Consider the following 21,476-nt stretch of genomic DNA (forward strand, 5'->3'; position numbering starts at 1 on the left):
TGACAGAGAAATGCGAAACTTGAAACCTGAAACAAAAAGAAAACTTGAAACAAAAAAAATGAAATTCATAAAAAGTCTATATCTAAACAATTTCTTTTTCTATGTGCTAATAGGCGTTATAGGATTGTTTATCTGTGCATTTATTTTTCCAAATATGTATAATGCAGTTTGGCTGCTTGTTTTGGGTTTAGTTACTTTTTTGGGACTTGACATTTTGCTTTTGTATTTAGCAAGAACAGGACTTGAAGCTGAAAGAATTACTCCAGAAAAATTATCAAATGGAGATTTAAATCCTATCAAAATCAATTTAAAGAATCATTATAATTTTCCAGTTTCGGTAAAAATTATTGATGAAATTCCGTTTCAATTTCAAGTTCGCAACTTCAAGATTGTAAAAACCATAAAAGCTGCAGCACAAAAAGAAATTGGTTACGATCTTCGCCCAACACAACGCGGAGAATACTATTTCGGTTCTTTAAATGTTTATGTTTCTTCGCCTTTAAGACTGATTTCTAGAAGATTTTCTTTTGATAATAATCAAATGGTTCCAACGTATCCTTCTTATATTCAGCTAAGAAAATACGACTTAATTGCTTTTTCGAATAATCTGTTTCAATACGGAATTAAAAAAATACGCCGAATTGGACATACAATGGAATTCGAACAAATTAAGGAATATGTTCAAGGTGATGATTTGCGAACTTTAAACTGGAAAGCTACCGCAAAAAGAAATTCTTTGATGGTGAATCAGTTTCAGGACGAAAAATCGCAGTCGGTTTATATGGCAATCGACAAAGGCCGCGTCATGCAAATGCCTTTTGGTGGATTAAGCTTATTAGATTATGCTATTAATTCTTCTCTGGTTTTATCTAATGTAATTCTCAAAAAACAAGATAAAGCTGGACTTTTTTCTTTTTCTAAAAAAGTAGAAAACCGAGTTTTTGCAGAAAGAAGAGGTTCTCAAATGCAGAAAATCCTTGAAACTTTATACAATATCAAAACAGATTTTTTTGAAAGCGATTACAGCCGATTGTATGTTGATATTAAGAAAAACATCAATCAGAGAAGTTTAATTATTCTTTACACCAATTTCGAAACAATGGATGGTTTAAATCGTCAATTACCTTATTTGAAAGGAATTGCAAAAAGCCATTTGCTAGTTGTGGTATTCTTCCAAAATACAGAACTCAACTCCATCATCAATAAAAAAACAACTACTATTCAGGAAGTTTACGACAAAGTTATTGCCGAAAAATTCATGTTCGAAAAACGTTTAATCGTAAACGAATTAAAGAAATACGGAATACATTCGGTTTTGACGCAGCCAGAAAATCTTACGCTTGACGCAATCAACAAATATCTGGAGATTAAATCTAGAGGAATTTTGTAGTCTACTCATTATCAAACTTGTTCCATTTCAATCAAAATATTATTCTCAATCAAAAATCAAAAAATGAAATTAAAAATCAGTCTTATTATCTTTTTTAGCTTTTTAGCACAGTTAGTTATAAGTCAACAAAATATTCCAACTATAAAAGCAGTATCAAAAAAACTTGATATTAGAGACGGTAAAGAATATAAAAAACAATCTTGGAACATTTCTCCTGAACTAAATCCTGATGTATACGAAACATCATCTTTAGGAAAAAAAGTCACTTTTATTACTGATAAAGATTCTATCTCTGTAAAAATTAAAAAAAACACTCAATTTGATTTTGTGATTTTACTTAATGATTCTGTAAAAGCTCATACACAGATCAAGTATAAAGCCGTTATATCTCGTTTGGAAATACTAAAAAAAGCAGCCAAGTACAACTACTCTGACAATCGTTTTATTCCTGAATTCACTTATCAACCAATGGAGAATCCAAACCTAATGAAAATTAGAAAAGATTTAAAATTGGATTCAATTGCTGGAACTGGAAGCGAAACCTCTCAAATTCTTAATTTACTGCATTGGGTACATAAAATAATTAGACATGATGGAGCTAGTTATAATCCAGATTTAAAAAATGCTATTGATTTAATTAAAATTTGCAAAACCGAAAATCGAGGTCTTAACTGCAGAATGATGTCAACAATTCTTAATGAATGTTATTTAGCTATGGGCATAAAATCCAGATATATTACCTGCATGCCAAAGGAAACTGATTTTGATGATTGCCACGTAATTAATATGGTTTACAGCAACGAATTTAAAAAATGGATTTGGATTGATCCTACTTTCGATGCTTATGTTATGAATGAGAAAGGAGAATTACTTGGAATTCAAGAAGTAAGAGAAAGATTAATTAACGGCAAAACATTGATTCTAAATCCAGAAGCAAACTGGAACAACAAAGCAACGCAGACTAAAGAATATTACTTAGAAACTTATATGGCTAAAAATCTATATAGGCTAAAAACTCCAGTTTACAGCGAATACGATACTGAAACTGCAAAAGACGGAAAAGAAATTGCGTATATTGAACTATTGCCTTTAGATGGAATCGAGCAAACTCCACAAAAAACAGAGTCTACGAATACTAAAACAAACGTAAAAACTACAAATTACAAGACAAATAATCCAAATTTGTTTTGGGCTAAGCCAACAAAATAAAGGATATTATTAGTGTTCAATATTAGGGAAAAGTAAAATGGTTATGTGAAACCTTCTTTTCCCTATATTGGCTTTTATCAGCTTTTTATCTATTATTAATTTATAGTTACCTTACGTCATCCCGTAAAAATTGCTTGATTAAATTAATTAGTTTTGAATTCTATTTCAAACTAATAAGCTATGAAAAAAGCAATCCTAATTCTGTTCATTTTATTAAGCATTCAATCTCAAGCACAAAAAACAGAAAACATCATTATTATCACTACAGATGGTTTTAGATGGCAGGAAGTTTTTAAAGGAGTGGATGCAGCAATTGCCAATGATAAAAAATTTAATCAAGGAGACAGCGCTTACATTTATAAAAAATACGGGAATCCAGATATCAAAGAATCTCGTAAAAAATTAATGCCTTTTTTCTGGTCTGAAATTGCCTCAAAAGGTCAAATTTATGGAAATCGAGATTTAGGAAACAAAGTCGATGTTGCCAATCCATATTGGTTTAGTTATCCTGGTTATAGCGAAATTATGACTGGAAATGTTGATCTTCAGGTTAACTCAAATGGCTACAAACCTAATCCAAATGTCAATGTTTTAGAGTTTTTAAATCAGCAGGCTAAACTAAAAGGAAAAGTTGCAGCTTTTGGAGCTTGGGATGCTTTTGACCGAATTTTAAATGAAGAAAGAAGCGGTTTTCCTGTCATTTCTGCATTTGATAAAGTGGGCGGAAACAAACCAACAGCAGCTCAAAAATTACTGAACGAAATGCGTGACAATTCATTTAAACCTTTTCATGAAGATGAATGTTTAGACGTTTTTACACATTATCAAGCATTAGATGAACTAAAAACGAAAAAGCCAAAAGTGTTATACATCGCCTACGGTGAAACCGACGAATGGGCACATCACGGAGATTACAGATCGTATCTTGATGCTGCAAATCAAGTAGATAAATGGATTCAGGAAATCTGGAATTTTGTTCAAACCGATCCTCAATACAAAAACAAAACAACCCTATTTATAACAGTAGATCACGGTCGTGGCAATAAAGTAAAATCGCAATGGACAGATCATGGCTCTGATGTTCCAGGAGCATCTGAAATTTGGTTTGCCGCAATGGGTCCAGAAATTGCCCCAAAAGGCGAAATCAAAACAGAAGCTCAATTCTATCAAAAACAATTTGCTCAAACTTTAGCAAAATTGATGGGTTATGATTTTAAAACCTCACATCCTGTAGAAAAAGAAGTTTCAGAATTATTACAAAGTAACCAAAAACCATAAATAATTAATCTTTAACCAATCAACCAAAAATGAAAAAACCTTTATTATTTCTTTTGTTATGGACGATTTCAATTACCAAAATGATCGCCCAAGAACCTGATACGCTCAAAGCTTATTATGACAAAATTGAAAAATCCTTTAACTACGAAACAGGAAAAATTACACTTACTGAAGGCAACGGAACTTTGAATGTTCCTAAAGGATTTAAATTTTTAAATGGAGAACAAACTCAAAATGTACTTAGCAATTTATGGGGAAATCCAGAAGATAAATCAATTCTAGGATCACTTGTTCCAGATGGAAAAGGCGTTACCCATGGTGACAGCTGGATGTTTGTAATTAGCTATCAAGGAGATGGTTATGTAAAAGATGATGATGCAGGTGATATTGATTATACAGATCTTCTGAAAACTATGAAGGAAGATGTAGCGACAGAAAATGAAGAAAGAAAAAAAGCTGGTTATCCTGAAGTTCAATTGATCGGGTGGGCTTCTACTCCATTCTATGACAACAATTTAAAAGTGCTTCATTGGGCAAAAGAATTACAATTCGGTCAAGATAAAGAACACACTTTAAATTACGATTTAAGAGTTTTAGGAAGAAAAGGAATGTATAATATTTCTGCTGTTGCTGGTGTAAATCAATTAGCAGAAGTAAAAGCAAGTATTCCAGAAATCATCAAAAGTGTTGCGTTTGATCAAGGAAATAAATACTTAGATTTTGATGCCGATACTGATACCGTTGCTGCATGGACAATTGGCGGATTAGTTGCTGGAAAAGTATTAGCTAAAGTTGGTTTCTTTGCTATTTTGGCAAAATTCGGAAAGTTTATCGTAATCGGAATTATAGCGGCTTTTGCTGCAATAAAGAAATTTCTTTTTGGAAACAAAGACCAAATAGTTACAAAACCTGCTGAAGAAACAGCTCTTTTAGAAGAAAACAATTCTACCGAAGAGTAAAGTTTTGTTTGCCACGAATTCATGGATTTTTAATAATTTTTTTTACTATTTAGCAGAAAAAAATAATTCGTGAATTCGTGGCTATTTTTTATGGCTTGCAGGAAGAAAAAAACTCTGTACCTTTGCCCCTCTGCAACTTTGAGCCTTAAAAAAATGAAACAAATCACTTCAATTCAAAATCCGTTTATCAAATCTTTGGTTTTACTTCAGGAAAAATCCAAAGCCAGAAAACAAACCGGAACATTTTTGATTGAAGGTTTAAGAGAAATTTCATTAGCTATAAAAGGAGGCTATGAAATCGAAACGGTTTTATTTTTACCTGAATTAGTTTCTGAATCAGAAATCAATAAACTAATTAAAAATCCGTTTCAAATCATTGAAATCAATAAAGAGGTTTACCAAAAACTTGCTTATCGTGATACGACAGAAGGAATTTTAGCTGTAGCTAAAAGCAAATCCCTAAAATTATCTGATTTAAAATTATCTGATAATCCATTAATTCTGGTTGTTGAATCTCTGGAAAAACCAGGAAATATTGGCGCTGTTTTACGTACAGCAGATGCTGCCAATTTAGATGCCGTTTTGATTGCCAATCCAAAAAGCGACTTATACAATCCGAATATTGTTCGTTCAAGCGTTGGCTGTTTATTTACCAACCAAATTGCAACTGGAACAACCACAGAAATCATTTCTTTTTTAAAAGAAAAAAAGATCAATTTCTATAGCGCCACTTTACAAAATTCAACTTCTTATCACACTCAAAACTTCACCACTCCAACGGCTTTGGTTGTAGGAACAGAAGCAACAGGTTTAACGCAAGAATGGCGTGATAATGCAACTCAAAACATTATTATTCCAATGCAAGGCGAAATTGATAGTATGAATGTTTCTGTTGCAGCCGCTATTTTAATTTTTGAAGCTAAAAGACAAAGAGGGTTTTGATTTTAGATTTTAGATTTTAGATTTTAGATTTTAGATTTTAGATTTTAGATTTTAGATTTTAGATTTTAGATTTTAGATTTTAGATTTTAGATTTTCTAAAAGTCGCTTTGCTCCTTTTTGGAATTTGGTCCCGAGGCTTCGGGATAAAAAATTGGAATTTATTTTTAATCCCTTTTCAGCTGTCAGGCTGAGCTAAGTCGAAGCCCTTTCCAGAGACGAAAAATCCAAAATTTCACCCTCAAAAATCTAAAATCTGAACTCTAAAATCAACAATCCATTCCCTTGCGTATGTTCAAACTAATTCTTATTTTTAGTACTTGAACTATGCCGTTATGACAGAAATAGATATAGAAAAAGAAAACAAAGCTATTGCGCAGGAATACAAAGAATTACTACGAATAAGTTACCAAACTTTAAGCCCAACCGACAAAAAATTAATTCGAAAAGCTTTTGATGTTGCCGTAGATGCGCACAAAGAACAGAGAAGAAAATCTGGTGAGGCGTATATCTTTCATCCTATTGCAGTTGCAAAAATTGTTGCCTCAGAAATTGGTCTGGGAGCGACCTCTATCGCTGCGGCCTTACTTCACGATGTTGTTGAAGATACTCCAATTACAGTTGAAGATATTGAACGTTTGTTTAATCCGAAAGTAGCTCAACTGGTTGAAGGTCTTACTAAGATTTCATTGGTTCAAAAAGACTTAAATGCTTCAATGCAGGCGGAGAATTTCAGAAAAATGATTCTGACATTGAACGATGATGTTCGTGTAATTTTAATCAAATTGGCTGACCGTTTGCATAACATGCAGACAATGGATTCGATGGCAGAATACAAACAAACCAAAATCGCATCTGAAACTTTATACATTTACGCACCTCTAGCGCACCGTTTGGGACTTTATAACATTAAAACTAAACTAGAAGATTTAGGATTAAAATATACTGAACCAGCAGTTTATGATGATATCGTAAGTAAAATTCGTGAAACTAAAGAAGAGCAAGATGCTTATATCAAAGATATTTCGGATGTTTTGAAAAAATCTTTAGATAACGAAGGCGTAGATTATATCATCAAAGGCCGACCAAAATCGATTTATTCTATTCGTCGAAAAATGCGTGCTCAAAACGTAACTTTTGATGAAGTTTATGACAAATTTGCCCTTAGAATTGTTTACAAAGCTTCTCCACAGGAAGAAAAATTCATAGCTTGGAAAATTTATTCGATTGTAACGGATCATTACAGACCGAGTCCGAGCCGTTTGCGTGATTGGATTTCATCACCAAAATCAACTGGTTATGAAGCACTTCACATTACTGTAATGGGACCAAAAGGACGCTGGGTTGAAGTTCAGGTTCGAAGCGAACGTATGGACGAAATTGCAGAAAAAGGTTATGCTGCGCACTACAAATACAAAAATGGCGCAAGCGAAGAAAGTGGTTTAGATGTTTGGTTGAATTTACTTCGTGAAGCATTAGAAAATCCAGAAACCAATGCGGTTGATTTTGTGGAAGATTTCAAAATGAATCTGTATTCAAAAGAAATTTTCATCTTTACTCCAAAAGGAGAAATCAAATCGTTGCCAAAAGGTGCAACTTCTCTTGATTTTGCTTTCAGCATTCACTCTGAAATCGGAATTAAAACTCGCGGAACTCGTGTAAACGGACGACTAGTTCCATTAAACTACGAACTAAAAAGTGGTGATCAGGTTGAAGTAATTACTTCTCCAAACCAAAAACCAACGGTAAACTGGTTAGAATATGTAACAACTTCGAGAGCTAAAAATAAAATTAAAAACGTTCTTAACGAGAACACTAAAAAAATTGCAGAAGAAGGAAAAGAATTACTTGTTAGAAAATTAAAACATCTAAAAGTTACGTTCAACGAACAGGTAACAAACGAGTTAGTTAACTTCTTTAAACTAAAAACAAGTTTAGATTTATTTTATAGAGTTGGAATTGGTGCGATCGAAAATCAGCAATTAAAAGATTTTGCGGCGCAGAAAAGCAATTCGTTTATCAATTTCTTTAAAAATAAAATTAAACGAACGAAAGATACCGCAGATGAAGATATTCACAAACCAGTCATTAGCAGTAATTATGACATGCTGGTTTTTGGAACAGAACATGACAAACTAGATTATAAGCTTTCGCAATGCTGTAACCCAATTCCAGGTGATGATGTTTTTGGTTTTGTTACCATTAACGAAGGAATAAAAGTGCACAAAAAAGATTGTCCGAACGCGATCGGAATGCAGTCTAATTATGCTTACAGAATCATGAGCGCCAAATGGATTGATTCTTCTCAAGAAGAATTCAAAGCCATTATCAATATTACCGGAATGGATGTTTTAGGACTTACCAACCAATTGACAAAAGTAATTTCAAACAATATGAGCGTAAATATTCAAAGTATTTCACTGAGTACAGATGCTGGAATTTTCCACGGACAAGTTGCCGTAATTGTTAAAAACAATACTATTTTGAAAAAAATGATTAGCGCCATCAAAAAAATTGACGGAGTTGATAAGGTTACTAGAGAGTATAGAACTTAAACTAATTACTATTAATCATGGAAAATAAATCCTTAGAAATTCCTAAAATAGAATTTGATGAAAATGGAGAGCTTTTAATTACGGCATCTGAATCTTCATCAAAAGACGATTTTGATTTTTTTCAAGGAAAATCTGTTATTCGTAATAGAAAATTAAAATCCAGATTAACGAATTGCGATGAGTGGATTGAATTTCCTTCAACACAGGAAATGTACAAGATTTTAAATGGAATTGGAAACATTGATAATTTTCTAGCCACTTTTGATGGAGAACCTTTTGAAGGTATGACAGTAAGATTATTTAATCCGATAACAAAATTGTGGAGCATTTACTGGTCTGATTCTAACACAGGAACATTAGACAAACCTGTAGTTGGTTCTTTTGAAAATAAAGTGGGGCATTTTTTTTCTAAAGATGTTTTTAATGAAAAACCAGTTATTCAAGTATTCCGATGGGATGCTCGAGACGAAAAGAATCCTGTTTGGAGCCAGGCAATGTCTGATGACAAAGGAAAAACTTGGGAATGGAACTGGTATATGTACATGTCGAAATCAAGTTAACCATTGTTAGTTTTTTCATAAATTAAAAAAATTATGTTAATTAAGCTAAATTAAGCTTTCAAAATATTTTTAACGCAAAAGCCTGTATTTAGTGCATTATCACTAATCAAAAACAAGTTTAAACGTTAAACTTTAAACCCGAAACTTTTATTCATTAAAAATAAAAAATTATCTTTGCCGGATATGACACTTATTTCAACTGACAACACTAAGAATCAAGAAATTGTAAAAAATGTTTTTACACTATATCTTGAACAAAAAGGGCATCGCAAAACTCCTGAGCGTTATGCTATACTTCAGGAAATTTACGATAGCGAGGAGCATTTTGATATAGAAAACCTTTATATCAAGATGAAAAACAAAAACTATCGTGTAAGTAGAGCTACTTTATACAACACGATCGAGTTATTGTTGGACTGCGCTTTGGTTAGAAAACATCAATTTGGACAAAATCAGGCTTACTACGAAAAATCATATTTTGATAAACAGCACGATCACATCATTATGACAGATTCTGGTGAGGTAATCGAATTTTGTGATCCAAGAATTCAAACCATCAAAAAGACTATCGAAGAAATTTTTGATATTGAAATTACAAATCACTCGCTTTATTTCTACGGAAACAAAAAGCAAAACTCAAATTCATAGTCTTTTCAAATTAGACTTTTCAAAAAAATAAAAAAAAGAAAATTAACTACATAATCAGTAGGACGATTTAGATTGTCCCAACGCAAATTAAAACAGAATGACCGTAGATTTATTACTAGGATTACAATGGGGAGATGAAGGTAAAGGAAAAATTGTTGACGTACTTACCTCAAATTACGATATTATTGCACGTTTCCAAGGAGGACCAAATGCAGGACATACACTAGAATTTGACGGAATTAAACACGTACTTAGAACAATTCCTTCTGGAATTTTTCACAAAAACTCAGTAAACATTATCGGAAATGGTGTTGTAATTGATCCTGTAGTTTTTCAAAAAGAAATCGAAGGTTTAGAGAAATTCAACCTTGACATCAAAAGCAAATTGATTATTTCAAGAAAAGCGCACTTAATTTTACCAACTCACCGTTTGCTAGACGCAGCTTCTGAAGCTTCTAAAGGAAAAGCAAAAATTGGTTCTACTCTTAAAGGAATTGGACCAACTTACATGGACAAAACTGGTAGAAATGGTTTACGTGTTGGAGATATCGAATTAGAAGATTTCAAAGAGCGTTACAGAGCTTTGGCTGACAAACATGAAGCAATGATTGCTTTTCATGATGTTGCTATTCAATATAATTTAGCTGAACTTGAAAAAGAATTCTTCGAAGCTATTGAAGAATTAAAAAAATTAGATTTCATTGATAGCGAAGAATATATGCACCAAGCTCAAAAAGCTGGAAAATCTATTCTTTGCGAAGGTGCTCAAGGATCTTTATTAGATGTTGATTTCGGAACTTATCCTTTCGTAACTTCATCAAACACTACTGCTGCTGGAGCTTGTACTGGTTTAGGAATTGCTCCTAACAAAATCAAAGAGGTTTACGGAATTTTCAAAGCTTATGTTACACGTGTAGGTAGTGGACCTTTCCCAACTGAACTTTTTGACGAAGTTGGTGCTACAATGGCAAAAGTTGGTAACGAATTTGGTTCTGTAACAGGAAGACAAAGACGTTGCGGATGGTTAGACTTAGTTGCTTTAAAATATGCAGTTCAAGTTAACGGAGTTACGCAGTTAATGATGATGAAAGGTGATGTTCTTTCTGGTTTCGAAACTTTAAAAGTTTGTACTGAATACAACTACAAAGGTCAAAACATTTCTCATTTCCCTTACAACATTGAGCCAGAAAACGTTACTCCTATTTACAAAGAATTCAAAGGATGGAAACAAGATTTAACTGGATTGACATCTTACGATCAATTACCAATTGAGCTAAAAGAATATATTGAGTTTATTGAAAAAGAAATCGAAGTGCCAATCAAAATTGTATCGGTTGGACCAGATAGAAAACAAACAATAACAAAATAATACATTTTAAACGCTCTGATAATCAGAGCGTTTTTTTATACAACTATTTTTCAAATGAGAAAAAATCCAGAAATCGAAATTACTGAGACCAAATTATTATCTGATAATTGGTACGTCTTAAACAAAGTAACTTTTAATTATAAAAAAGAAAATCAGCCTGTTGAATCACATATTCGTGAAGTATACGATCGTGGAAACGGAGCTGCAATTTTATTGTACAATTCAGCTAAAAAGACGGTTATCCTAACCAGACAATTTCGTTTACCAACTTATCTTAACGGAAATAAATCAGGAATGATGATTGAAGCTTGTGCAGGACTTTTAGATAAAGAAAAAGCAGAACAAGCTATCATTCGCGAAACAGAAGAAGAAACTGGTTACCGTTTAAGCAAGGTTCAAAAAGTAATCGAAACTTATATGTCACCAGGTTCTGTAACAGAAATTCTATATCTTTTTGTTGGCGAATACGACGAAAATATGAAAGTAAGCGAAGGCGGTGGACTAGATGCTGAACAAGAAAATATTGAGGTTTTAGAATTTACTTTTGATCAAGCTTATGCCATGATCGAATCTGGAGAAATTTCAGACGCTAAAACTATTATGTTATTGCAACATGCTAAAATAAAAGGATTAATTTAAAAGTTTTTTGAGTATTTTAGATTAATAAAACAATCTAAAATGCTCAAATCTAAAATAGTACTGATTTTATTTTTGCCATTATTAGTTTTTTCGCAAAGCGAAAAATGGCCAGCAGAAAAACTCAAAAAAGATTTAACCATCTTTAGAGAAATAAGAGAAAAAGCCAATTCAGGACTTTATAAATACAGAACAAAACAGCAAATTGACAGTATATATTCTTGGGCTTTTTCGCAAATTGATGAGCCAAAAGAACTTATTGAATTCTACAAAATAATTCTTCAGATAACCGATTTTGAAGGAAGTCTGCACAATGACACAAGACTTCCTGATGATTTTGAAAAGAAATATTCATTAGGAAATGTTTTCTTTCCGTATCCTGTAAAACTTATCGAGAATCGATTGGTTCTTAATTTTGAAAATTCAGAAATTCCGCTGGGCTCTCAAATATTTAGCATTAATGGTATTGAGACCAAAAAACTGCTTGCTTCTCTCTACAAATATTACACAACCGACGGTTATAACATTACTGGAAAATCGATTGGAATTGGAAGCTCTTTCGCTAAATATTTCCAAATGGAATATGGATCTCAAAAAAGCTTTTTGGTAGAATATTCACTTCCAAATCAAACTCAAAAACTGACCAAAACTATTTATCCTGTTTCGAATGAAAGTCGGAAAGAAAACTTCAAAAACCGTTTTTCTTTGCCAATTGACAGTCTGCAATACAATCGCGCCAAAGACAAATATTCGTTTAAAGTAATTTCTGGAAACACAGCATTACTTTCTGTTCATACCTTTGTAATTGGTCGAAATGCCAAAGACAAACAACATATTGCGTATAAAAGATATTTGGACAGCTGTTTTCAATATCTTTCTAATCATTCTGAAATTAAGAACTTGATTGTCGATGTCAGAAACAATGGCGGTGGCACCGATCCGAATGATATTGTGACTTTCTCTTATTTGACACAAAAAGCTTTTCGCGAAAATGCTTCAGCTTATGTAAATTTTCAGAAAATACCATTTCCTAATTATTTTGTTTGTGAAGAAACAGATGCTAAAAAACAGCAGGAAGAACTAAAGGATTTTGAAGATGAAATAATAGAAGAATTTCCAAAACTCGTCAATAAAAAATATCCTCAGGATGAAAAATTTAACCTTTTATTAGATCCTGATAAAAACAGTTTTAAAGGACAGATTTATATGCTTATTAGTCCGAGAATTGCTTCTGCTGGATCTTTATTTGCCTCACTGGTGGCAGGAAACACAAAGGCAATTGTAATTGGCGAAGAAACTATGGGCGGATATTACGGACACAACGGCCACACTCCTATTGAATACGAATTACCGAACACCAAAATCAAAACACAGTTTTCTATCGTAAATCTAGAACAGGATGTTCCCAAAAAAGCAAATCAAATTTTTGGAAGAGGAATAATTCCTGATCATAAAATTTCACAGACATTTGAGGATTTTATGCAAAATAGAGACACACAATATTTTTATACGATAAAATTAATTGATCAAAAATAAAGTTACTGTTTACTATTATCTTCAAAATGAAAATCCCGAAACCAATTTCAAAAATTATGTAACCCTTTTCAGCTATCATAGTTATAACTTTAATTTCATAAAAATACAACCTATGAAAAAGTTATATTACACAGCAAATGCCCTACTGATCTTAATGTTGGCTTTATTAGGTTCTTGCAAAAAGAGCGATACTATAACGCTGACAGAAAATAAAAAAGAGAAAAAAGAAGTAATTGAATATAAAAAACCAAAAACGGTTTCTTACCAAATAGAAAAAACCAAAGAATGGCTAAAGCTTAATGAAGCCGACAGCTCAAAAATGGATATTGTTTATGCCTTAAACCGAACAGATAAAGCAAATTTTAAGAAATTAGATTCTGTAGTAATTCCAGCAGATTTTAGCGGAGATTTGGTTTATTATCTTCCGTTTCCTATTCATGTTTCGGCTTTAGAAGAAGTTTCAAAAATTATTCTTTTTTCTTATCCAACCCAAACTTTTGCGGCTTACGAAAATGGTGAATTAGTTAGAACAGGACCAACTAATATGGGAAGAAAAAAAGATCCTACACCCACAGGATTATTTTTCACTAACTGGAAAGCAGAAAAAACAACAAGTACTTTTAATGACGAATGGGATTTAAAATGGAATTTTAACATCGAAAATAAACTAGGCGTTGGTTTTCATGAATATGATTTGCCTGGATATCCAGCTTCTCATTCTTGCTTGAGATTATTAGAAAAAGATGCCAAATACCTTTACAAATTTGCTGACGAATGGATCCTGAAAGACGAGGAAAATGTAAAAGTAAAAGGTACGCCTGTAATCGTTTTTGGAAGTTATGATTTTGACGGACCAAAACCGTGGCTTCAATTGGCATCAGATCCAGAAGCTTTAAATATTCCAGTATCTGAAATTGAAACTCAAGTAAAACCATTTTTAAAAGAAATCCTAGAAAACCAGAACTTAAGAGAAGCCGAACCAACAAAAACTTTATAAAATATTATTAAATACAGAATCAGCTGAAGTGAAATTTAAATTGCTTCAGCTGATTTTTTTTATATAAAAACCTTTGAACCTTTGTCACTTTGCCTCTTTGCCTCTTTGAACCAAAAAAACTTAGCATCTCAGCATCTTAGAGCCTTAAAATCTTAAAAAACAAATAATAAATAAGCGATCGTTCATTTATTATTTATATCTTTGTACCATAATTAGTTAGAATTATGAGAACGCGAGATATTAATAAAGAAGAAATTGTTAAGCAAAAAGCAATCGAAATGATTGTAACACAAGGCATAGAAGGTTTTGGAATGAACCGTTTGGCTAAGGAATGTGGCATTTCTGTGGCTACACTTTATATTTATTATTCAGACAAAGAGGATTTGATAAAAAAAATCGGAATTGAAATAGGCAAAAACTTCTTCGAAAAGATGTTCGACGGATTTTCTGCTGATATGACTTTTAAAGATGGATTGCGAATGCAATGGGAAAACCGTATTTATTTCAATTTAAATTTTACACTTGAGGCGACTTGTTTAGAACTTTTAAAACATTCTACTTATGGCGACGCTATTGTAGCAGAAATGACAGGCGATTACAAACAAATAATGACAGAATTTATGCTTGCCTCAATTGATAGAAAAGAACTTATTTCTATTCCTTACGAAATATTCTGGAGTATTGCTTACGGACCACTTTATTCTTTATTAGAATTTCATCGGGAAGGAAAATCGATGTCTAGAAAACCTTTTGTTTTAAGTAATGAACTAAAAGATGAAGCTTTCAATCTGGTTATAAAAGCACTGACTCCTCAATTTTAAAAACTCAATTTCAAAATTCAAATACAATATAATTTCAATAAAAATGAAAAATTCAATTATAGAAAATAAGAAAATTGCCATTATTGGCGGCGGTCCAGTTGGCTTAACAACTGCCCGAATTTTACAGATTAATGGTGCTGATGTCACGGTTTATGAAAGAGACATTAATGCTCAAGCGCGAACATCTGGAGGAACTTTGGACATTCATTCTGATTCAGGTCAATATGCAATTCAGAAAGCAGGTTTAATGGAGGAATTCATAAAATATGCGAGACCAACTGGCGAAAAAATGGCTGATATGGACGGAAATATTACTTCTGACGAAATGCCAAATGAAACCAATGCTTTCTCTCGTCCTGAAATTGATCGTAACGATCTTCGAAAAATTATGCTGGACAACCTTAAAAAAGGCACCGTTGCATGGAATAGTCAATTAATTAATATTGAAAAATCTGAAAGCCGATATATTTTAGAATTTAAAAACGGAACAACCACAACTGCCGATTTTGTAATCGTTGCAAATGGAGGAAGATCTAATGCTCGAAAATTTGTGAGCGATCAAGAACCTCAACTTTCGGGAACTTATATTATTCAAGGAGAAATTGTAAATCCAGATCAAGATTATCCAGAATTTAAACCAAAATACGGAAACGGAAATGTTATGGCAATGGGAGAACACAAAATGTTTTACACCCATACCATGCGCGACGGTTCTGTTCATTTTGGCGTTTCTTTTAAAGCTGATGAAAACTGGATTTCAAACCACGGAATTAATTTTGAAGACGATCAATCTGTTATTTCCTTTTTGAATGAAACTTTTGAAAACTGGGGAGATGATTACAAAAAATTCTTTGCTTCTTCTACAGAGTTTTCTGGTTTGCCTTTAAGATTGTTTTCTTTAGAAGAATCTTGGAAAGAGCATTCAAATATTACACTTGTTGGCGACGCAGCACATTTAATGCCTCCGTTTGCTGGCGAAGGTGTAAATATGGGATTATTTGATGCTTTTCATTTAACCGAGAATTTAACCAACGGAAAATTTGAAACAATTAACGAAGCAATAGCTAATTATGAGAAAAAAATGTTCGGTTACGCTCTAGAAGCACAGCGCATGACAAAGAAAATGGAAGATTTACTGCATTCTGATATTGTTGCTGAAGATATTTTGAATAGTAGATTTTAATTTTACTTTAGTTATTTTAAATACCTTTAAAGGATTAAAATTAAGTTTATGAAATCAAAACAATCATTAGATATTTTTGGAGAATTTTTAGTCAAAAACCTAAGAGACAAAGGAATTGAGAATATCGAAACTCTTTTAAAAAATAAATCTAAAGCACCTTCAAATTTAAAATTACAAACGGAAATTAATAAATTTGATGAATCCCAAAAAGAGTTAATTAAAGAGATCGTTATTAGAAGTATTGATGTTGCTATTCATGATTTTCTTTTTTCATTACAAGAATTAGCTGATTTCGAAAACAATATCCAAATATTAGTTAATGGAAAAAATATTGTTGAACTTAGTGATGGAATTCATGGAGAATCTTATTCAGAAGACGGATGGAATGCTAAATTTAGTCAATACGGGAGAAGTGAATAAAATCAAATAAAAAAGGCTGTCTAAAAACAGCTTCATTAACTGCGTAAAAATATTTTAAAAAAAATATTTTTCACATCAAACCCCAGCGGGGTGAAATATTTATAGAATTTCATTAAAACAAATTGAAAAAAAGCTCCAGCGGAGCGACATATATTTTAGATTTAATATATGTCGCTCCGCTGGAGCTTTTATATTGCAAACATCTATTCTTTTCTATAAATATTTCGCTTCTCCGAAGCTTATAAAAAAAGGAGTTGTCTTTTTGAGACAACTCCTTTTTGCTTATGATACATCCTAAATTATCTAGAATAATTCGGAGCTTCTTTTGTAATAGTTACGTTATGTGGGTGACTTTCAGTAATTCCGCTAGAAGTGATTCTAACAAAACGTCCAGATTCTTGTAAAGTAGGAATATCTTTTGAACCACAATATCCCATACCAGCACGAAGACCTCCAATAAACTGAAGCATACTTTCGTTTAATTCACCTTTGTAAGGAACACGACCAACGATTCCTTCTGGAACTAATTTCTTAACATCGTCTTCAACATCTTGGAAATAACGGTCTTTAGATCCTGTTTGCATTGCTTCAACAGAACCCATTCCGCGGTAAGATTTGAATTTTCTTCCTTCGAAAATGATAGTTTCTCCTGGAGATTCTTTTGTTCCTGCTAATAATGAACCTAACATTACACAATCAGCACCTGCAGCAATTGCTTTAGGAATATCTCCAGTATAACGAATCCCACCATCAGCAATAACTGGAACTCCAGTACCTTTGATAGCAGCAGCAACTTCTAAAACTGCTGAGAATTGAGGAAAACCAACACCTGCAACGATACGAGTTGTACAGATAGAACCAGGTCCAATTCCAACTTTTACTCCATCAGCACCACTTTCTACTAAATATTTAGCAGCTTCTGGCGTTGCGATGTTTCCAACAATTACATCTATTTGAGGGAATTTTGATTTTACTTCTTTCAATACATTCACAACACCTTCAGTATGTCCGTGAGCTGTATCGATAATAATTGCATCTACACCAGCAGCAACTAAAGCTTCAGCTCTTTGAACTGCGTCTCCAGTAACTCCAATTGCAGCAGCAACTCTTAAACGACCAAAACTATCTTTATTAGCGATTGGTTTTTGAGTCAATTTTGTAATATCTCTAAACGTAATTAAACCAACTAATTCGTTTTTATCGTTTACAACTGGTAATTTTTCGATTTTATGACCTTGTAAAACAACTTCTGCCTGCTCAAGTGAAGTTCCTTCAGAAACCGTTACTAAGTTTTGGCTTGTCATTACTTCAGCGATTGGTCTTGCACCGTTTTTCTCGAAACGTAAGTCACGATTGGTAACAATTCCTTTTAAGATTCTGTTTTCGTCAACGATTGGAATACCGCCGATTCCGAATTCTTTCATTGCATTTTTTGCGTCTGCAATTGTAGAGTTCATTGGTAATGTTACCGGATCGATAATCATTCCTGCTTCAGCACGCTTTACTTTTCGAACTTTTCCTGCTTGTTGTTCGATAGTCATATTTTTATGTAAAACACCAATACCGCCTTCTTGTGCCATAGCGATTGCCATTGCACTTTCTGTAACTGTATCCATAGCAGCAGATACAATCGGAACGTTTAATGTAATGTTTCTTGAGAATTTCGATTTGATACTCACTTCGCGGGGAAGCACATTCGAGTAGTTAGGTACTAATAATACATCGTCGTAAGTTAAACCTTCGCCGATAATCTTGGAGTTGTGTGCTATCATGTTGCAATTTCTAGTTGAATTGCGTGCAAATATAGTGAATAAATTGCTAACTTGAATACTAACTTATTCATAAATTTGTATTTACAAGAAAAGTCTTTCAATTAAATTCCAATTTTATCAATGCCAAATTCCAAGTTAGAATCGAGAAAAAGAAACTTTGTTTTTTTGGAATTTGGAATTTAGAAAATTGATTTTTTTAATCTTTATCTTGAAAAACAAAATTAACTCCGAGCTGAAATGCAGCACTGCTTGCTTTTGATACATCTTTGTACTCTAAAACATTATTGACCATTGCATAAAGATTTACTGGCCCAATTGTTCCTGCAAGTCCTAGTCCAATATTTTTATTTGAAAAAGTGTCTAAAGTATAAGTTGCTTTGACATCTAATTTTCTAAAAATATTTCTTCTATAAAAAGCAGTCAAAGCTAATAAAGGTGTGCGCGGTGCCGACATTGCAAAAAACTGTGCTCCTACGGCATTTTTATAGTTTACATCGCCACCTTGTCCTTTGCAATTGCATTCATTATCTGGACGCGATTCTCCAAATGAGTATTGAATGGACGAATATATTTTGGTCGGGCGCCAAGTGGTATATTTATTATAAAGTGTATCTCGTGGAATGGCCTTATCAAATTCATCAAAAACATTTTCGGGATCATCATTTCCCATAAAATCAGGATTTACTCCATTGTATTGATAAGTTCCTTTATAAGTCAGAGTTTCGATATCTTTGGTTTGTCGCACAAATCCCAAATCGACAACACTTGCTGTTACTTGCAAATTATCTTTAAAATAATAGGTAAATCCTGCATCAATACCAAGACCTAAACTTCCATTAAAAAAAGTATTGTTTGCAATATCTCTTATGACGTTTCCTTCGTATTCATCCTTTGTAAACTTAGAAAGTCCCGAAGTTCTTAATTCTAAATTGGAAGAAATAACCTGATTGTAGAAATTCGGTGTAGCAGCGCTTTCGCCCGTATATATATAACCAGAATTTTTTGTCGAAGAAGCATTTGCCCCGCTTGAATAAATTTTGGCGCGTCCTCCGTAAACCAGTTTTTCATTGACTTTTTTATGAAAGCCGAAATGCAGAACAGACAAAACCTCAGCTTTCATACTTAAATCTCCAAGGTTAAACGATTTGCCGATGTAATCTTTATTTCCGTTTAAGGCTAACAAAGCCAAATCTTTTGGAACAAACATAAAAAAATCGAATTCCTGATACAATCCAAACGAAACGTACGATTTGCTTTCTCTGCCTCCTACTCTAAATCCGCCAGAAAATATTTCCAATTGCTGATTGGTCACGACTTTATCATTTGCAGAGGATTTACTGATAACATTTCGCACTTTCTGATTAAAATCGACGTCATTGTCGGCAAATAAATCGTAAGCTGAAAAACTAGTTGAACCTAAATTAGCTGAAACTCCAGATAAGACTGGAAAACCAAAATAATATTTATATGAAACATCAGCGCCTGGATTTACCAACAACGATTGCGGAACAGAAGTAAAATTATACAGTATTTCTTTATTTTGAGAAAAACAAGAAAGCTGAAAGATAAGGCAGAATATCAGATATATTTTTCTCATCCGATAATTAAATAAGCCGTTGCACTTGATTTCAATTTCAAACTTCCTGTACTGTCATCGTTCAATGGAGGCCCAGCCGCTACGAAAACAACAAACCCAATATTAATTGTTTTCTTTAAGTTTTCTAAACGCTGATTTTCAAAAGATTCTGTTGGATATTTTATAACATTGGAACCTCCTGTATAGGCTGGAACATTAAAAGTTATAGTTTCCAAAACCTCATCATCTGCATTTAATAAAAGTAGATTTACGACAAAAGCGCGGTCTATCGTATTTTCGATTTCAAAATCAAACTCTGCTTTTGTTAAACGATTGGTAAAAAATTTATCTTTAAAAACATCAAAACCTCTTACATCGGCTAAGACATGATTTCCTCCATCATCAATAAGTTTGTTTGCAGGAATATCAAAATAGGCCAGATTTGCTAAAACAGCGGGCTCAAGCCTTAGATCTTTTACCTGATCGAAATCTAAATTACTCGAACAGGAGAAAAATAAAAAAGCTAAAAAGATTAGATTTAAACTTGAAAGACTTGATTTCATTTTGAATGCTTTTTCTTACATAAAATATAACTCTTAAAGTTTATAATTATTATCTAAGGTAAGAAAATATAACTATTCTTTAATGAAACATATGGACAATTTTGAAGCTTAAACAATTTTAGCTTCAATCAGTATTTTTAGAAATGACACTCTAGTTAATTTTACAACTATTTGATTTTCATTTTAATGAAACTTTCCAAACAATTTTGAAGCTTCGTTATAAGCACTTTCAAAACTTAGAGAATTAAGTCCGGTTATTTTTTTATTTGCAGTAAAATAAGAAACCAATTTTTCTGTCGGCATATTTCCTGTAAGTTTATCAGTTGCCATTGGACAGCCACCAAAACCTTGAATAGCGCCATCAAAACGATTACAGCCTGCTTTTGCTGCAGCATCAATTTTTTCGAACCAGCTTTCCGGTGTTGTATGAAGATGCGCTCCAAACTCAATTTCAGGATATTTCGGAATTAAATCTGAAAACAAATACGTAATCACTTCTGGCGTAGAAGTCCCGACAGTATCAGAAAGCGATAAAATTTTCACGCCCATTCCTGCCAGTTTTTCGGTCCATTCTGATACAATTTCAACATTCCATGGATCTCCATAAGGATTTCCGAAACCCATTGAAAGATAGGTCACGACTTCTTTATTTTTCTTATCGGCAACTTCAAGAATTTCTTCTAATGTAACTAAAGATTCTGCAATAGTTTTATGCGTATTACGCATTTGAAAGTTCTCAGAAATAGAAAAAGGAAAGCCCAAATATTGGATTTGTTCATAATTAGCAGCCGTTACTGCTCCTTGCGTATTAGCAATAATAGAAAGCAGTTTACTTGTTGTTTGAGACAAATCTAACTGCTCTAAAACGGCAGCAGTATCTTGCATTTGCGGAATAGCTTTTGGAGAAACAAAACTTCCAAAATCGATAGTATCAAAGCCTACTCGCAACAAAGCTTGTATATAAGTAACTTTATTTTTTGTCGGAATAAAATCTTTAATGCCTTGCATGGCATCTCTTGGGCATTCAATAATTTTGATTTCTTTGTTCAAAGCTTATTCTTTTGT

General features: G+C 32.8%; 19 protein-coding genes. 15 read left to right on the plus strand and 4 right to left on the minus strand.

The genetic code is table 11. The features are described from left to right. Window positions 1–58: 58 nt before the first annotated feature. The 15 genes from V6624_RS03485 to V6624_RS03555 all read left to right on the plus strand — a co-directional run bounded on the left by V6624_RS03485 (window position 59) and on the right by V6624_RS03555 (window position 16,500). Entirely contained in the window at window positions 59–1,390 is a 1,332-nt protein-coding gene (locus V6624_RS03485; RefSeq protein WP_111287948.1) for a DUF58 domain-containing protein, read from the plus strand. 63 nt (window positions 1,391–1,453) lie between these two features. Further along, complete coding sequence (locus tag V6624_RS03490) at window positions 1,454–2,599, plus strand: transglutaminase domain-containing protein (protein ID WP_111287549.1); 1,146 nt, start codon at window positions 1,454–1,456, stop codon at window positions 2,597–2,599. Window positions 2,600–2,779: 180 nt separating this feature from the next. Further along, window positions 2,780–3,877, plus strand: coding sequence for a phosphoglyceromutase (locus V6624_RS03495; RefSeq protein WP_111287551.1), 1,098 nt, complete (start codon window positions 2,780–2,782; stop codon window positions 3,875–3,877). A 29-nt stretch (window positions 3,878–3,906) separates the two neighbouring features. After that, window positions 3,907–4,836 (plus strand): DUF2167 domain-containing protein, encoded by a 930-nt coding sequence (locus V6624_RS03500; RefSeq protein ID WP_111287553.1) that lies wholly within the window; start codon window positions 3,907–3,909, stop codon window positions 4,834–4,836. A gap of 153 nt (window positions 4,837–4,989) precedes the next feature. Next, window positions 4,990–5,778 (plus strand): TrmH family RNA methyltransferase, encoded by a 789-nt coding sequence (locus V6624_RS03505; protein WP_111287555.1) that lies wholly within the window; start codon window positions 4,990–4,992, stop codon window positions 5,776–5,778. A 332-nt stretch (window positions 5,779–6,110) separates the two neighbouring features. Beyond that, complete coding sequence (locus V6624_RS03510; RefSeq protein ID WP_111287557.1) at window positions 6,111–8,330, plus strand: RelA/SpoT family protein; 2,220 nt, start codon at window positions 6,111–6,113, stop codon at window positions 8,328–8,330. A 17-nt stretch (window positions 8,331–8,347) separates the two neighbouring features. Beyond that, a complete protein-coding gene (locus tag V6624_RS03515) occupies window positions 8,348–8,890 on the plus strand; it encodes a hypothetical protein (RefSeq protein WP_111287559.1) in 543 nt (180 codons plus the stop codon). Window positions 8,891–9,073: 183 nt separating this feature from the next. Next, window positions 9,074–9,538 carry a Fur family transcriptional regulator gene (locus tag V6624_RS03520; protein WP_008462215.1) on the plus strand — a complete coding sequence of 155 codons (465 nt, stop codon included), beginning with the start codon at window positions 9,074–9,076 and terminating at the stop codon, window positions 9,536–9,538. 97 nt (window positions 9,539–9,635) lie between these two features. Beyond that, entirely contained in the window at window positions 9,636–10,907 is a 1,272-nt protein-coding gene (locus V6624_RS03525) for an adenylosuccinate synthase (RefSeq protein ID WP_111287561.1), read from the plus strand. A 54-nt stretch (window positions 10,908–10,961) separates the two neighbouring features. Continuing rightward, a complete protein-coding gene (locus V6624_RS03530; RefSeq protein WP_111287563.1) occupies window positions 10,962–11,546 on the plus strand; it encodes an NUDIX domain-containing protein in 585 nt (194 codons plus the stop codon). A 39-nt stretch (window positions 11,547–11,585) separates the two neighbouring features. Further along, window positions 11,586–13,079, plus strand: a complete 1,494-nt coding sequence (locus V6624_RS03535) for a S41 family peptidase (protein WP_338840858.1) — start codon at window positions 11,586–11,588, stop codon at window positions 13,077–13,079. A 112-nt stretch (window positions 13,080–13,191) separates the two neighbouring features. After that, window positions 13,192–14,076: a L,D-transpeptidase gene (locus tag V6624_RS03540; RefSeq protein ID WP_338840859.1), complete on the plus strand. Its 885-nt coding sequence runs from the start codon at window positions 13,192–13,194 to the stop codon at window positions 14,074–14,076. A gap of 224 nt (window positions 14,077–14,300) precedes the next feature. Then, entirely contained in the window at window positions 14,301–14,897 is a 597-nt protein-coding gene (locus tag V6624_RS03545; RefSeq protein WP_338840860.1) for a TetR/AcrR family transcriptional regulator, read from the plus strand. Window positions 14,898–14,940: 43 nt separating this feature from the next. Beyond that, window positions 14,941–16,080, plus strand: coding sequence for an NAD(P)/FAD-dependent oxidoreductase (locus tag V6624_RS03550; RefSeq protein WP_338840861.1), 1,140 nt, complete (start codon window positions 14,941–14,943; stop codon window positions 16,078–16,080). Window positions 16,081–16,128: 48 nt separating this feature from the next. Beyond that, entirely contained in the window at window positions 16,129–16,500 is a 372-nt protein-coding gene (locus tag V6624_RS03555; RefSeq protein ID WP_338840862.1) for a hypothetical protein, read from the plus strand. Window positions 16,501–16,799: 299 nt separating this feature from the next. On the opposite strand, the gene guaB is transcribed toward V6624_RS03555, so the two are convergent. From guaB to V6624_RS03575, 4 genes are all read right to left on the minus strand, one after another. Further along, complete coding sequence (gene guaB / locus V6624_RS03560; RefSeq protein ID WP_338840863.1) at window positions 16,800–18,272, minus strand: IMP dehydrogenase; 1,473 nt, start codon at window positions 18,270–18,272, stop codon at window positions 16,800–16,802. A 196-nt stretch (window positions 18,273–18,468) separates the two neighbouring features. Next, a complete protein-coding gene (locus V6624_RS03565; protein ID WP_338840864.1) occupies window positions 18,469–19,869 on the minus strand; it encodes a DUF5723 family protein in 1,401 nt (466 codons plus the stop codon). Beyond that, window positions 19,866–20,411, minus strand: coding sequence for a hypothetical protein (locus V6624_RS03570; RefSeq protein ID WP_338840865.1), 546 nt, complete (start codon window positions 20,409–20,411; stop codon window positions 19,866–19,868). Before V6624_RS03570 ends, V6624_RS03565 begins: the two co-directional genes overlap by 4 nt. 183 nt (window positions 20,412–20,594) lie before the next feature. Beyond that, window positions 20,595–21,461: a hydroxymethylglutaryl-CoA lyase gene (locus V6624_RS03575; protein WP_338840866.1), complete on the minus strand. Its 867-nt coding sequence runs from the start codon at window positions 21,459–21,461 to the stop codon at window positions 20,595–20,597. Window positions 21,462–21,476: the final 15 nt, after the last annotated feature.

The organism is Flavobacterium ginsenosidimutans, from assembly GCF_037478105.1.
Lineage (GTDB): Bacteria > Bacteroidota > Bacteroidia > Flavobacteriales > Flavobacteriaceae > Flavobacterium > Flavobacterium ginsenosidimutans.